Annotated in this window: 17 protein-coding genes; 9 read left to right on the top strand and 8 right to left on the bottom strand. The window is 58.8% G+C overall.

Annotation, left to right across the window (positions count from 1 at the left end; all coding sequences use genetic code 11):
- Positions 1 to 30: 30 nt before the first annotated feature.
- From alkB to HX875_RS24560, 4 genes are all read right to left on the bottom strand, one after another.
- Positions 31 to 711 carry a DNA oxidative demethylase AlkB gene (alkB, locus tag HX875_RS24575; protein ID WP_177046437.1) on the bottom strand — a complete coding sequence of 227 codons (681 nt, stop codon included), beginning with the start codon at positions 709 to 711 and terminating at the stop codon, positions 31 to 33.
- The gene (locus HX875_RS24570; RefSeq protein WP_177046435.1) at positions 701 to 1417 is read right to left on the bottom strand and encodes a 2OG-Fe(II) oxygenase; all 717 of its coding nucleotides are present in this window, start codon (positions 1415 to 1417) and stop codon (positions 701 to 703) included. Before HX875_RS24570 ends, alkB begins: the two co-directional genes overlap by 11 nt.
- Positions 1418 to 1499: 82 nt before the next feature.
- Positions 1500 to 1664 carry a hypothetical protein gene (locus tag HX875_RS24565; RefSeq protein ID WP_177046340.1) on the bottom strand — a complete coding sequence of 55 codons (165 nt, stop codon included), beginning with the start codon at positions 1662 to 1664 and terminating at the stop codon, positions 1500 to 1502.
- Between the two features lie 11 nt (positions 1665 to 1675).
- Entirely contained in the window at positions 1676 to 1978 is a 303-nt protein-coding gene (locus HX875_RS24560) for a DUF1883 domain-containing protein (protein WP_003212586.1), read from the bottom strand.
- Positions 1979 to 2191: 213 nt separating this feature from the next.
- On the opposite strand from HX875_RS24560, the gene HX875_RS24555 reads away from it, so the two are divergent.
- The 4 genes from HX875_RS24555 (at position 2192) to HX875_RS24540 (ending at position 4601) form a co-directional block, all read left to right on the top strand.
- A complete protein-coding gene (locus tag HX875_RS24555; RefSeq protein WP_003212585.1) occupies positions 2192 to 2542 on the top strand; it encodes a hypothetical protein in 351 nt (116 codons plus the stop codon).
- Between the two features lie 195 nt (positions 2543 to 2737).
- A complete protein-coding gene (locus HX875_RS24550) occupies positions 2738 to 3388 on the top strand; it encodes a c-type cytochrome (RefSeq protein WP_177046433.1) in 651 nt (216 codons plus the stop codon).
- A complete protein-coding gene (locus tag HX875_RS24545; protein WP_177046431.1) occupies positions 3385 to 4305 on the top strand; it encodes a c-type cytochrome in 921 nt (306 codons plus the stop codon). Before HX875_RS24550 ends, HX875_RS24545 begins: the two co-directional genes overlap by 4 nt.
- A 65-nt stretch (positions 4306 to 4370) precedes the next feature.
- Positions 4371 to 4601 carry a hypothetical protein gene (locus tag HX875_RS24540; RefSeq protein ID WP_010171395.1) on the top strand — a complete coding sequence of 77 codons (231 nt, stop codon included), beginning with the start codon at positions 4371 to 4373 and terminating at the stop codon, positions 4599 to 4601.
- Here the strand turns inward: HX875_RS24540 and HX875_RS24535 are convergent, their stop codons facing one another.
- Both HX875_RS24535 and HX875_RS24530 read right to left on the bottom strand, forming a co-directional pair.
- The gene (locus HX875_RS24535) at positions 4602 to 4886 is read right to left on the bottom strand and encodes a hypothetical protein (RefSeq protein WP_003212581.1); all 285 of its coding nucleotides are present in this window, start codon (positions 4884 to 4886) and stop codon (positions 4602 to 4604) included.
- Between the two features lie 146 nt (positions 4887 to 5032).
- Positions 5033 to 5218: a hypothetical protein gene (locus HX875_RS24530; protein WP_177046423.1), complete on the bottom strand. Its 186-nt coding sequence runs from the start codon at positions 5216 to 5218 to the stop codon at positions 5033 to 5035.
- Positions 5219 to 5524: 306 nt separating this feature from the next.
- Here HX875_RS24530 and galU point away from each other — a divergent pair, with 306 nt between their 5' ends.
- Together galU and gorA are read left to right on the top strand one after the other, a co-directional pair.
- On the top strand, positions 5525 to 6364 hold the full coding sequence (gene galU, locus HX875_RS24525; RefSeq protein ID WP_003212579.1) for a UTP--glucose-1-phosphate uridylyltransferase GalU: 840 nt from the start codon (positions 5525 to 5527) through the stop codon (positions 6362 to 6364).
- A gap of 103 nt (positions 6365 to 6467) precedes the next feature.
- Positions 6468 to 7826, top strand: a complete 1359-nt coding sequence (gorA, locus tag HX875_RS24520) for a glutathione-disulfide reductase (protein WP_177046421.1) — start codon at positions 6468 to 6470, stop codon at positions 7824 to 7826.
- Here gorA and HX875_RS24515 read toward each other — a convergent pair whose 3' ends face one another.
- Positions 7827 to 8834, bottom strand: coding sequence for a DNA-binding protein (locus HX875_RS24515; protein ID WP_177046419.1), 1008 nt, complete (start codon positions 8832 to 8834; stop codon positions 7827 to 7829).
- 161 nt (positions 8835 to 8995) lie between these two features.
- Between HX875_RS24515 and HX875_RS24510 the strand changes: the two genes are divergently transcribed.
- The 3 genes from HX875_RS24510 (at position 8996) to ahpF (ending at position 12329) form a co-directional block, all read left to right on the top strand.
- Positions 8996 to 9922 carry a site-specific integrase gene (locus HX875_RS24510; RefSeq protein ID WP_177046417.1) on the top strand — a complete coding sequence of 309 codons (927 nt, stop codon included), beginning with the start codon at positions 8996 to 8998 and terminating at the stop codon, positions 9920 to 9922.
- Positions 9923 to 10072: 150 nt separating this feature from the next.
- Positions 10073 to 10636, top strand: coding sequence for an alkyl hydroperoxide reductase subunit C (gene ahpC, locus HX875_RS24505; RefSeq protein WP_003173835.1), 564 nt, complete (start codon positions 10073 to 10075; stop codon positions 10634 to 10636).
- Positions 10637 to 10763: 127 nt separating this feature from the next.
- Positions 10764 to 12329: an alkyl hydroperoxide reductase subunit F gene (gene ahpF / locus HX875_RS24500; RefSeq protein WP_177046415.1), complete on the top strand. Its 1566-nt coding sequence runs from the start codon at positions 10764 to 10766 to the stop codon at positions 12327 to 12329.
- Positions 12330 to 12392: 63 nt separating this feature from the next.
- Here ahpF and gloA read toward each other — a convergent pair whose 3' ends face one another.
- A complete protein-coding gene (gene gloA / locus HX875_RS24495) occupies positions 12393 to 12914 on the bottom strand; it encodes a lactoylglutathione lyase (RefSeq protein WP_177046413.1) in 522 nt (173 codons plus the stop codon).
- Positions 12915 to 12961 lie beyond the last annotated feature (47 nt).

Below are 12961 nucleotides of genomic sequence, written 5' to 3'. Positions count from 1 at the left end.
TTCGCATCACTCCGATGCTTGCGGTCAAATTCATCCGGCGGTTCGGAATGTCAGGTTGATGCGTTGCGGCCCCATGACTGGATGCGTGCCAGGCTTGATCGGCATGACGCCGTGAAACCGCAGGCGATCCACACCGCCCCACACCACCACGTCGCCATGGAACAACGAGACCTTTTGCGTCTTGTCGCTGCGTTCATGGCCGCCGAACAGAAAGATCGCCGGCAGCCCCAGTGATACCGATACCACAGGGGCTGCGTAGCGGCGCTCGTTCTTGTCCTGGTGCAGGGACATTTTGGCCCCGGGCACATACCGGTTGATCAGGCAGGCATCCGGCTCAAAGTCATCGAAACCCGCATCTGCCGCCGCCATCACGGCGAGTTGGCGCAATGTGGCAGGCAGGGCTGGCCAGGGTTGTTGGTTGTTGGGGTCAATCGCAGAGTAGCGATAGCCGGTAGGGTCGGTTGTCCAGCCCAACTCGCCGCAACTGCTCAACGCCGCCGACATGGTAAAGCCGCCCGGCGTGACCATTTGCCGGAACGGCGATTGAGCCAATACGCGTCGCAGTTCCGGCAGCAAACGCTCGACCCAGGGCAGGGCATAACCCCTGAGGACGTAGGACTGTTCACCGATTTGTTCGCGGCCCGAGGGCTGCTGCAAGGCCTCGTCGGCAAACAGATCGGCGGTGGTGCCGGGATGGGTCTTACTGCGCATCGTGAAAAATCACTCCCAAGGTATGCCGCGTGCCACTGTGCAGAACACTGACCCCATGACGCAAGGTCACCCGATGAAACCCCCTCACGCTGGGCATCGGCCGCTGGTTGACCGCGAAGATCACCGCGTCGCCCCTGTTCAGCGGGACCACCTGCGCCCGGGATTGCATTCTTGGGCGTTGTTCCGTCAATACCAGCTCCCCGCCACGAAAGTCCTCTCCCGGCTGGGACAACAGGATGGCAACTTGCAGGGGAAACACGTGTTCCCCATACAGATCCTGGTGCAGGCAGTTGTAGTCGCCCGGGCCGTATTGCAGCAATAACGGGGTAGGGCGCTGCTGGCCGGCAGCGTGGCAACGGGCGATGAACCGGGCATGATCGGCCGGGTAGGTGATGGGCAGGTTCATCTGTTCGTTCCAGCGATTGGCCTGGGGCGCCAGGTACCCATACAGCTGTTCACGCAGCTCGCTGATCGGTGGTGGCAGCGGATAGCGGAAATACTTGTACTCGCCCCGGCCAAAGCCGTGCCTGGCCATCAGCACATGGGAGCGAAACAGGTCGTGTCGGGGATAGTGGCCGCTCAGTTCAGCGCACTCATGCTGATTCAGCAAGGCAGGAATCAGTGCGTTGCCCTGTTGATCGAGATCCCGCTCGATCGCGCGCCAGTCCAGATTGGCCAGGCGCTCTTGCAGTGGGGTAGAAGACATCGACGAGTTCCTGTGGCAGCGGATAAAGGCGGCCAGTCTAGGAAGTCACCCGTCTCAGGACACTCCGATGCTTGCGCTCGAATTACAGGGCCTTGCTTACATTGATATCAGTGATTTCATCGCTGGCATCGTGGATTTTCGCCAGGGCTTCCTTGGCCTCCTCGATGCTGCCAGCTTGCAGCTGGGCGAATTCGAAACGGCGCTCACCGTTGAGTTTGTACTTGATCACATATTTGGTGGTAGTCACGGGCATTCCTGTCAGCTCAGTTTCGAATTGGTACGGCGCACGATGCGGATCTTGTGGGACAAGGTCGGCTTCTTGGTCACACTGATGGCGCGGCGGGTCACGACGTCCAGGGTAATGTTCCAGAACCCGGTGCTCGGCGCGGTGATTTTTGCCGGGAACTTGTCAAACGCGCCGCCGTGGTAGGTATGGCGGCCGCCGTTCTTGAAGCTGCGAAAGTTGGCGTCGCTCATCAGGCGGATGTTGCAGGTTTGCGAACATTCAATGACGACAATGTCTCCCTCATTAAGGTGTTCGCGCTGGTGGATGAATTTCATGGGGTGTCTCCAGAAGGGCTTTTTCTGAAAAATCAGAACGATACGTAGGTTAAGATAGAGTTTATCAGCCCCAGCACGTTTATTATCGGACCGTCGTCGACGACTTCGACAATTTAAAACAGTTATTTACCGAGTTATCAGGGATAAATCCAACGTGGGCGGGAGAAAAATACCTTCCCCGCTGTCGTAGGGTCTTTATCGGAGGTTTTTTATATGAAGTGGAGTGTGTTGGTTCTGGCCCTGGCGTTGGGTGGATGTGCTTCGGTGGCGGATATCAAGCAGACCCCACCGACGCTGGCAGTGATCTCTGGCAAAAAGCCGCAGGAATACGCGGCGTGTGTGGTCCAGAAACTGTCCAAAACCCGCCGGCCATCGCAGATTGAGCCCCACAAGGATGGTGTGCAAGTGATTGTGCCGCAGAAGTTCTCTGCTGATCCGTCGGCTATCTTCGAAATTGAAGAGCGCTCCAGCGGCAGCAGCATCAAGCTCTACGAGAGCATGTCCAATGTGCCTATTCGCCCAGGTGACGTGAAGGCAGCGGGGGAGGCTTGCATTTCCGGTTGAGCCTGTAAGCCGCCCACTTTCGAATCCGCTCAAAAAGCCCGGCCTGCAATCGCAGTGTCGGGTTTTTTGTGCGTGTTTTTTGTGCGTAGTCCCTTTCTGTAGGTTTTGAGTGTTGTAGCTATCGGACCATTACCCTACCATTTGTAGGCTTATGCCTAATTCGCCTAAGCATATAACTATAAAAATGGAGTCGTGATGATGTCTCTGGAACGAGTTCTGATGGGTGGCGCGTTACTGCTGTTATTGGGCAATGCCCACGCGCTAGAGGGAAAAAACGTGTTTACTCAGGGCGGTTCCCAGCCGGGAGCGGCGCCCTGTGTGGCTTGCCACGGGGCTGATGGCCTGGGGCTGGCGGCGGCGGGTTTTCCGCGCTTGGCCGGTTTGCCTGCGGGTTATTTGCGCAAGCAACTACAGGATTTCAAAAGCGGCACGCGCAACAGTCCCGTGATGCAACCGCTGGCCAGCGCACTGACGGAAGAAGAAATCAGCGCCGTGACCCAGGCGCTGGCGGCAATGCCCGCGCCGGCGCCTGCCCCGGTGCACCGCAGCGATTTGCCCACTGACGCTGCGCAAAAAATCGCCCTGCAAGGCGCATGGGAGCGCCAGATTCCGGCTTGCGTCAGTTGTCATGGGCCGGCCGGCGTGGGTGTCGGCGATGCGTTTCCACCCTTGGCCGGCCAATCGGCAGCCTACCTGGCGGGGCAGTTGAACGCCTGGCGCAGTGGTACACGCCATAACGATCCGAACGATCTGATGGGGCATGTCGCCAAATCCCTCAGCGCTGAAGAAGTGCAGGCCGTGGCCACCTATTTTGCGTCGTTGAGCGGCCAGGAGGCCAAGCCATGAAGCGCTTTTTGTTTGCTGCGTTGCTGGGAACCCTGATCAGTGTGCCGACCCATGCCGCGACCATCGCCATGGAGGACCAGTCACAGTTGCAGCCAGCCGCTCACCCCGCTGCAGCGCAGTTCTGGCCGCCGAAAGAGAGTGAACTGCCGGACAATGCCTACGGCAAACTGGTGAAACAGGGTTACGCGCTGTTTGTCGACACCAAGCGCCTGGCGCCGCAGTTTGTCGGTAATGGCCTTAATTGCAGCAACTGCCACCTGGACCAGGGTCGCCTGGCCAATTCGGCGCCGCTGTGGGGGGCCTACCCGATGTACCCGGCCTATCGAAAAAAGAACGACAAGGTCAACACCTTTGCCGAGCGCCTGCAGGGCTGTTTCCAGTTCAGCATGAATGGCGGTACGCCACCGGCTGCAGACAGCCCGGAGATTACCGCGCTGTCGGTGTATGCCTACTGGCTGGCGAGCAAGGCGCCTTTGGGTGTCGAGTTGCCGGGGCGTGGCTATCCGGATGTGCCGACTCCCGCCAAGGGTTACAACCTGGCCCAGGGCGCGGAGGTCTACAAAGGCCAGTGCGCGGTGTGCCATGGTGCCGAAGGCCAGGGCCAGAAAGTCGGTGACAGCTATGTGATGCCGCCGCTCTGGGGTAAAGACTCCTACAACTGGGGGGCCGGTATGCACCGGATCAACACGGCAGCGTCCTTCATCAAGCACAACATGCCCCTGGGCCAGGGCGGCAGCCTGACCGATCAGCAGGCGTGGGACGTAGCGGGCTATGTGAACAGCCACGAGCGGCCTCAGGATCCGCGCCTGGTGGAGGGCTCCGTGGAGAAAACCCGGGTGAAGTTTCACGCCAATGATGGCGTCAATCTTTACGGGCAGACGGTCGATGGCGTGCTGATCGGCCAAGGCATCCGTTAAACTGTCGATAATCCACACAAAAAATGCCGCTGAAACAGCGGCATTGTCTTTTCGGAAGTTCAGTCATGAAGCGTGAGCAAGTCAGAGAGCGACATGCAGGGGGGCATATTTCTGCGACCCATGTGATTCAAAATCCCGCGGATACGGGCGAGTGGATCGTATTCTTCAAGAAGAGCGGCGGCCGCAGCTATTTCCTGGTGGATGACCAGGACGAAGTCGAATCCTTTTCTCGCCTGGACGACCTGATCGAGACCATTCGCGGCCTGGGGATCAAGTTCGCCGAAATTCACATGTAATTATTTGCAGACGACGGTCACGCTGCGGGTTTTATAGTTGCCCACATCCTTGCCCAGGGTCTTGTCGCTTTCTTTCAGGGCCGGCGTGCCTTCGGTGCCGACAATCCGGTAGCCGGTGCCCGCGCAGGACGCATCCGCCTTTTCATAGCAGCTGGCCCAGGAGTTGGCTTCGCCGGAGCAATCGATGGCCAGCCCTTGTTCGCCATTTTTCAGGACGGTGTCGGAGGTGGTGGTGCAGCCACCGGTAAGCGCCAGTACCGCAATCAGTGCCAGGATCTTGTTCATGTAGGAGTCGTCATCAGGGTGTTGGAGGGGGGGCGCGGACACTGTCGTGGGGCGTTTCAGGCGAGATTATAGCGAACCGCCATCAACGTACAGACAAACACAAAAAAGCCCCGTTAAACGAGGCTTGATTGGCGTTACTGCGGGTATTACTTGGTCTTGGGACGTTTGCTCGACGCGTGGCCTGCTTCATCCACAAACACTTCGGCCACAGCACAGGCTTGGGCTTCGCTCGCGAATGCCCCGGCAACGCTGTCGCCGTGGAAGTTGATCAAGTGCCAGCCGTCCGCTCGCTTGGTGATCAGGTAGCCGTTCACGCCTTTTGGTTCTGACATCTATCAATCTCGTTGTTTGGTTCAGGCTGCAATGATAGCGCCAAACGGCGTAGGGCGGCGCAAGTTGTTGCAGGTCAGTGCCGATCGCCATAAAGCGTGCTAAAAAGGTTGAAGCCCTTTGAATGACGGGCGCAAGCCGACGATTTTTAACAGCGTCGAAGGCACTTGATTGAATGCCGGCGGAACTTACGCCGACATTTTTTCTCTATGTTGACATCGCAACGCCAGCAGGACCCATTGTAAGGTGACTGCGGCCTGATTAGACTGCGCCGAATTTCGTACGCACAGCCCTTTGTAAGGACTCATATGATCAAGAAATGCTTGTTCCCAGCAGCCGGTTACGGCACTCGCTTCCTGCCAGCGACCAAGGCCATGCCCAAAGAGATGCTGCCGGTGGTGAACAAGCCACTGATCCAGTACGGCGTTGAAGAGGCACTGGATGCCGGTCTGAACGAAATCTCCATCGTGACTGGTCGTGGCAAACGCGCCCTGGAAGACCACTTCGACATCAGCTACGAGCTGGAAAACCAGATCAAGGGCACCGACAAGGAAAAATACCTGGTCGGCATCCGTAAACTGCTCGACGAGTGCTCGTTCTCCTACACCCGCCAGACCCAAATGAAAGGTCTGGGCCACGCGATCCTGACCGGTCGCCCGCTGATCGGTGACGAACCGTTCGCCGTGGTACTGGCCGACGACCTTTGCGTAAACCTGGAAGGCGACGGCGTCCTGACCCAGATGGTCAAGCTGTACCAGAAGTACCGCTGCACCATCGTTGCAGTTCAAGAGGTTGACCCTCAGGAAACCAACAAGTACGGCGTAATCGCCGGCGACGATATTGGTGATGGCCTGATCCGCGTGCGCGACATGGTTGAAAAGCCGGCGCCGGAAGATGCTCCGTCGAACCTGGCGATCATCGGTCGCTACATCCTGACTCCGGACATCTTCAAGCTGATCGAAGAAACCGAGCCGGGCAAGGGTGGCGAGATCCAGATCACCGACGCCCTGTTGAAGCAGGCTAAAGATGGTTGCGTGATTGCCTACAAGTTCAAGGGTCGTCGCTTTGACTGCGGTGGCGCTGAAGGCTACATCGAAGCGACCAACTTCTGCTACGAGCACTTCTACAAGACTGGCAAGGCTTACTGATTCATCGTTGCCTGCTTGATCTGAGAAAGCCACCTTCGGGTGGCTTTTTCGTTTTTCGGCCCCATGTAAGCAGGTATGCTGTTGTCCTGCCGAGGAGAGTGAAATGGCCTACGATTTTGACCTTTATGTAATTGGCGCCGGTTCCGGCGGTGTGCGCGCTGCACGATTTGCTGCCGGTTTTGGCGCCAAGGTGGCGGTGGCTGAAAGCCGCTACCTGGGCGGTACCTGCGTGAACGTGGGCTGCGTGCCGAAGAAGCTCTTGGTGTACGGCGCGCATTTCGCCGAAGACTTCGAGCAAGCCAGCGGTTTTGGCTGGTCACTGGGTGAAGCGAACTTTGACTGGGCGACCCTGATCGCCAACAAGGATCGCGAGATCAACCGTCTTAATGGCATCTACCGCAATTTGCTGGTCAACAGCGGCGTGACCCTGCACGAAGGGCATGCGCGGCTGGTAGACCCGCACCAGGTGGAAATCAACGGTGAGCGCTTCACCGCCAAACACATCCTGGTGGCCACTGGTGGCTGGCCGCAGATCCCGGAAATCCCGGGGCGCGAGCACGCGATCGGTTCCAACGAGGCGTTCTTCCTCAAAGAGCTGCCCAAGCGTGTGCTGGTAGTCGGTGGCGGTTACATCGCCGTCGAGTTTGCCGGGATTTTCCATGGCCTGGGCGCGCAGACGTCGCTGCTGTACCGCGGCGATTTGTTCCTGCGCGGCTTTGACGGCTCGGTGCGCACGCACTTGAAGGAAGAGCTGACCAAGCGCGGCCTCGACCTGCAATTCAATGCTGACATCGAGCGCATCGACAAGCAAGCCGATGGCAGCCTCAAGGCCACCTTGAAAGACGGTCGCGTGCTGGAAACCGATTGCGTGTTCTACGCCACCGGCCGCCGTCCGATGCTCGACAATCTGGGGCTGGAGAACACTGGCGTCAAGCTGGACAAGCGTGGCTTTGTCGAAGTGGATGACCTCTACCAGACCGCCGAACCGTCGATCCTGGCGATTGGCGATGTGATCGGTCGCGTGCAGCTGACGCCGGTGGCGCTGGCCGAAGGCATGGCTGTGGCGCGTCGACTGTTCAAGCCTGAGCAATATCGCCCGGTGGACTACGCAATGATCCCTACGGCGGTGTTCAGCCTGCCGAACATCGGCACCGTGGGCCTCAGCGAAGAGCAGGCCCGGGCAGACGGCCACAAGGTGCAGGTTTTTGAAAGCCGCTTCCGGCCGATGAAGCTGACCCTGACTGAATGCCAGGAAAAGACCCTGATGAAGCTGGTGGTCGACGCCGAGACCGACAAGGTCCTGGGTTGCCACATGGTGGGCCCCGACGCCGGCGAGATCGTGCAGGGCCTGGCGATCGCGCTCAAGGCGGGCGCGACCAAGCAGCATTTCGACGAAACCATCGGCGTGCACCCTACGGCGGCGGAAGAGTTCGTCACCATGCGCACGCCGGTGGCGCAGTAATCAGCCCTCGGTAGTTGCCTCTGGCGTCGTCGCAACGACGGCCGCCAGGCGCAGCGCCTCGATGCTGGCCTGGGCCTTGACCAGGTCCAGCTCCAGGGCTTTGTTGGCCTGCTGGTGCTCGGCCAGCGCTTCCTGGCGTGCCTGATTCTCCAACTGCGCAACCCGCAAGCGTTCCTGCAACAGGGTGCGCTCGCTGTCGATCACATTCACCTGTTCGCTCAACTGACGCTGCTGTTCGCGGTCCTGGCGAGCCTGTTCCTGCAGTGCACTCAATTCTTTCACCGTAACCCGGTGCTCAATCAGCAGGCGCTCGTTATCGCGATGCAACTGGGTGATTTCATCCTGGCGCACCATCGCGCTCTGCTGGGCCTGGCGCAGTTCTGTCTGTACCTGCTGCAACTGGCCTTCGTGGCGGCGCTGTTCCTGTTCGCGCTGGTCCTTGATCGCGTTGCGGTAATGCTCAAGGGCATCCCGGGCATGCAGGTGTTTCTCTTCCAGTGAGCGAATCTGCTCGTCCTTGTCGTTGATCCGCAGTTCGTAATCGCTGCAGGCCTGGCTCAGGCCAGCGTTGCGGGTTTGCTCGGTTTGCAGGCTGGAACGGGTGCTTTGCAGGGTTGCGCTTTCATCGGCCAGGGCGGCCGCCTGGATATCGAACTGTTGCTTGAGTTGGCTATGGGCGGCTTCCAGCTCTTCGGCCTGGGCGAGCAGGGCGGCTTTCTGTTGCTGGAACTGCGCCAGGGCCAGGTCGATAGGCTCCTGAGCCTTCTCCTTCAGGCGCTGGGCCAGGCGTGCCACCAATTCACCCAGCTCGTCGTCGATGGGCGCTTCGGTGATGGTCTGGCGGGTTTCGCTTTCGTCCAGCTCCTTCAAATAGCGATGAATCGTGGTTTTCGAGCCGGTATTGCCCATCTCGATGCGTACTGCGTCGATGCTGGGGTTTTCGCCGCGGGCGAGAATCGCCAGGCGTGCCGTTTGAACTACTGCTTTATTGATGCCGCCGCGAGCCATGGAGTCTCCGTCGATTTAGTACTGTGGTACGTAGTATGTATATACGTACTATATCACGATTTAATTTCACCTGAAATTGATGATTTAACAGATGGGATATTGGCGTATTATCCCGTGTGATCAAGGTTTTGAAGTGGGCAACCTCCAATGGCAGTACAGGCATGAGTGAGCTGGACCGTTATCTGAATGCGGCCACCCGCGATAACACCCGCCGTAGCTATCGCGCGGCGATCGAGCATTTCGAGGTGAATTGGGGTGGGTTCCTGCCGGCGACCAGCGACAGCGTGGCGCGCTACCTGGTGGCGCATGCGGGTGTGCTGTCGGTCAACACGCTGAAACTGCGCTTGTCGGCCCTGGCCCAATGGCATACCAGCCAGGGGTTTCCCGATCCGACCAAGGCGCCGGTGGTGCGCAAAGTGTTGAAAGGGATTCGTGCCGTGCATCCGGCCCAGGAAAAACAGGCTGAGCCGTTACAGCTACAGCACCTGGAGCAGGTTATTCAGTTTCTCGAACAGGAAGGTCGCGATGCTCGAAGCGCCGAAGATCATCCCCGGTGGCTGCGGGCGAAGCGTGACGCGGCGTTGATCCTGCTGGGTTTCTGGCGTGGCTTTCGTAGCGATGAGTTGTGCCGCTTGAATATCGAGCATGTGCAGGCGGTGCCCGGCTCAGGCATCACCCTGTATCTGCCGCGCAGTAAAAGCGACCGGGAAAATCTCGGCCGCACCTATCAGACACCGGCACTGTTACGCCTGTGTCCGGTCCAGGCCTACAGCGAATGGCTCAGTGCCTCGGCGCTGGTGCGCGGCCCGGTGTTTCGCGGGATTGACCGCTGGGGCAACCTGGGTGAGGAGGGCCTGCACCCCAACAGCGTGATCCCGCTGCTGCGCCAGGCCCTGGAGCGTGCCGGCATTGCGGCCGATCAATACACCAGCCATTCCCTGCGCCGGGGCTTCGCCACTTGGGCCCATCGCAGCGGCTGGGACTTGAAGTCGCTGATGACTTACGTCGGCTGGAAAGACATGAAATCTGCCATGCGCTATGTTGAGGCGACGCCCTTTCTCGGCATGACCCGCGCGTCCCTTGAGTGATTGAAGGTTTCTTCTATTAATACAGTCGCCTAATAGTGAAAACCAATCGTCAGCATCAGGTTTGCCAATGAGCCATCGGCCGGGAGAGTGGGTAGGATTCACCCCATCAACTTACTAAGCCCTTCTACAAAACCTGACGGAGAGTCAACGATGCCTATCATCAACAGCCAAGTAAAACCGTTCAAAGCTACCGCCTACAAAAACGGCAACTTCGTAGACGTGACTGATGCTGACCTGAAAGGCAAATGGTCTGTCGTCTTCTTCTACCCAGCCGACTTCACCTTCGTCTGCCCAACCGAACTGGAAGACCTGGCTGACAACTACGCCGAATTCCAGAAGCTGGGCGTCGAAATCTACAGCGTTTCCACCGACACCCACTTTGCCCACGCTGCCTGGCACAACACCTCGCCAGCCATCGGCAAAATCCAGTACACCATGATCGGCGACCCGACCCTGACCATCTCCCGCAACTTCGACGTACTGATCGAAGAAGCTGGCCTGGCAGACCGTGGCACCTTCGTGATCAACCCTGAAGGCCAGATCAAAATCGTTGAACTGAACGATGGCGGCGTTGGCCGTGACGCTTCCGAGCTGCTGCGCAAAATCAAGGCCGCTCAGTACGTTGCTGCTCACCCGGGCGAAGTGTGCCCAGCCAAGTGGAAAGAAGGCGAAGCCACCCTGGCTCCGTCCCTGGACCTGGTCGGCAAGATCTAAGTCTGTGAAGTCCCAAGGGCGGGTTACCGCACTTAAGTAAGCTGCATCCGCCCTCAAAACGCCCGGGCGAGATTCGCTCGGGCGTTTTTTTGTCTGCAATAAACCGAATTAATAGGAAATCGCCCGTATGTTGGACGCCAATCTTAAAGCTCAGTTGAAGTCATACCTGGAACGGGTCACCCAGCCGATCGAGATCGTCGCCTCCCTCGACGACGGTGCGAAATCCCAGGAAATGCTTGCTCTCTTGCAGGACGTAACCAGCCTCACCACGCTGATTACCCTGAAAACAGATGGCAATGATGCGCGCAAGCCATCGTTCTCCATCAACCGCCCGGGTGCCGATATCAGCCTGCGTTTCGCCGGCATCCCGATGGGCCACGAATTTACTTCGTTGGTGCTGGCGCTGCTGCAAGTCGGCGGCCACCCCTCGAAGGCCAGTGTCGAAGTGATTGAACAGATCCGCGCCCTCAAAGGCGAGTTCAGCTTCGAGACTTACTTCTCGCTGTCGTGCCAGAACTGCCCTGACGTGGTCCAGGCGCTGAACCTGATGGCGGTACTGAACCCGAATATCCGTCACGTCGCTATCGACGGTGCGTTGTTCCAGGCCGAAGTCGATGATCGTCAGGTCATGGCCGTGCCAAGCGTTTACCTGAACGGTGTGAACTTCGGCCAGGGCCGCATGGGCCTGGAAGAAATCCTCGCCAAGCTCGACACCAGCGGCATCGAAAAAGCTGCCGAGAAAATCAGCGCCAAAGACGCGTTTGACGTGCTTGTCGTCGGCGGTGGCCCAGCGGGTTCGGCAGCTGCTATCTACGCTGCACGTAAAGGCATCCGCACCGGTGTTGCAGCTGAGCGCTTCGGCGGGCAGGTGCTGGACACCATGTCGATCGAGAACTTTATCTCGGTACAGGAAACCGAAGGACCGAAATTGGCCAGCGCCCTGGAAGCCCACGTGCGTCAGTACGACGTGGATATCATGAACCTGCAGCGCGCCACTGCGCTGGTCCCGGCGAAGAACGCTGGTGAACTGCACGAAATCCGTTTTGAAAGCGGTGCGACCCTCAAGTCCAAGACCGTGATCCTGGCTACCGGCGCCCGCTGGCGTGAAATGGGTGTGCCGGGCGAGCAGGAATACAAAGCCAAGGGCGTGTGCTTCTGCCCGCACTGCGACGGTCCGCTGTTCAAGGGCAAGCGTGTGGCGGTAATCGGCGGCGGTAACTCTGGCGTTGAAGCAGCCATCGACCTGGCCGGTATCGTCAGCCACGTGACCTTGCTTGAGTTTGACAGCAAGCTGCGCGCCGACGCCGTGTTGCAGCGCAAGCTGTACAGCCTGCCGAACGTTGATGTGATCACCAGCGCGCTGACCAGTGAAGTCAAGGGCGATGGCCAGAAAGTTACCGGCCTGGCCTACAAGGATCGCGACAGCGGTGAGTTCAAGACGATCGACCTGGAAGGCATCTTTGTACAGATCGGCTTGCTGCCCAACACCGACTGGCTCAAAGGCACTGTGGAACTGACTCCACGTGGCGAGATCATTGTCGATGCCCGTGGCGAGACGTCGCTGCCAGGCGTTTTTGCCGCCGGCGACGTAACGACTGTGCCGTACAAGCAGATCGTGATCGCAGTAGGCGAGGGCGCCAAGGCTTCCCTGAGTGCTTTCGATCACTTGATCCGCACTTCCGCCCCGGCGTAAATACTGGCCCGGAAATGAAAAACCCCATGAGTGATCATGGGGTTTTTTATTGCTTGTGAAACCTTACAGCGGCGTTGGCTGAATGATTTCAACCCAGTACGCGTCCGGGTCTTTCACGAAGGCCAGGCTTTTCATGCGGCCGTCAGACAGGCGCTTCTGGAAGTCGCAGCCCAGCTCTTCAAAGCGTGCGCAGGCGGCGACAATGTCCGGTACCGAGATGCAGATATGGCCAAAGCCACGCGGGTCGGTATTGCCGTTGTGATAGGCAAAGTCGGCGTCGTTTTCGGTGCCGTGGTTGTGGGTCAGTTCGAGGATGCCCGGAATCGACTTCATCCACTGGGTGCGGGCGGCGGCGTCCGCCGGGATCTGGGACTTGTCGACCAGGGCCAGGAAGTACAGGCTGAATTCGGCTTCCGGGAAGTCACGTTTCTCAACCAGGGAAAAACCCAGGACGCGGGTGTAGAAATCCAGCGACTTGGTGATGTCCTTGACCCGCAGCATGGTGTGGTTGAACACGAAGTTCGCGGTGGCGGTGTCAGGTTGGGCAGTGACGCCCGGGAAAGTGTTCAGTTCGTGCAGGCTCATGGGCCCTCCAGAGAAAAATGGGGCAAACGTGGCTCCGGTTGGAGCAT

Origin of the sequence: Pseudomonas yamanorum (assembly GCF_013386765.1) — a bacterium.
GTDB lineage: Bacteria > Pseudomonadota > Gammaproteobacteria > Pseudomonadales > Pseudomonadaceae > Aquipseudomonas > Aquipseudomonas yamanorum_A.
Note: the sequence above shows the minus strand (reverse complement) of the source record. Positions and strands in the feature narration are given on the sequence as shown.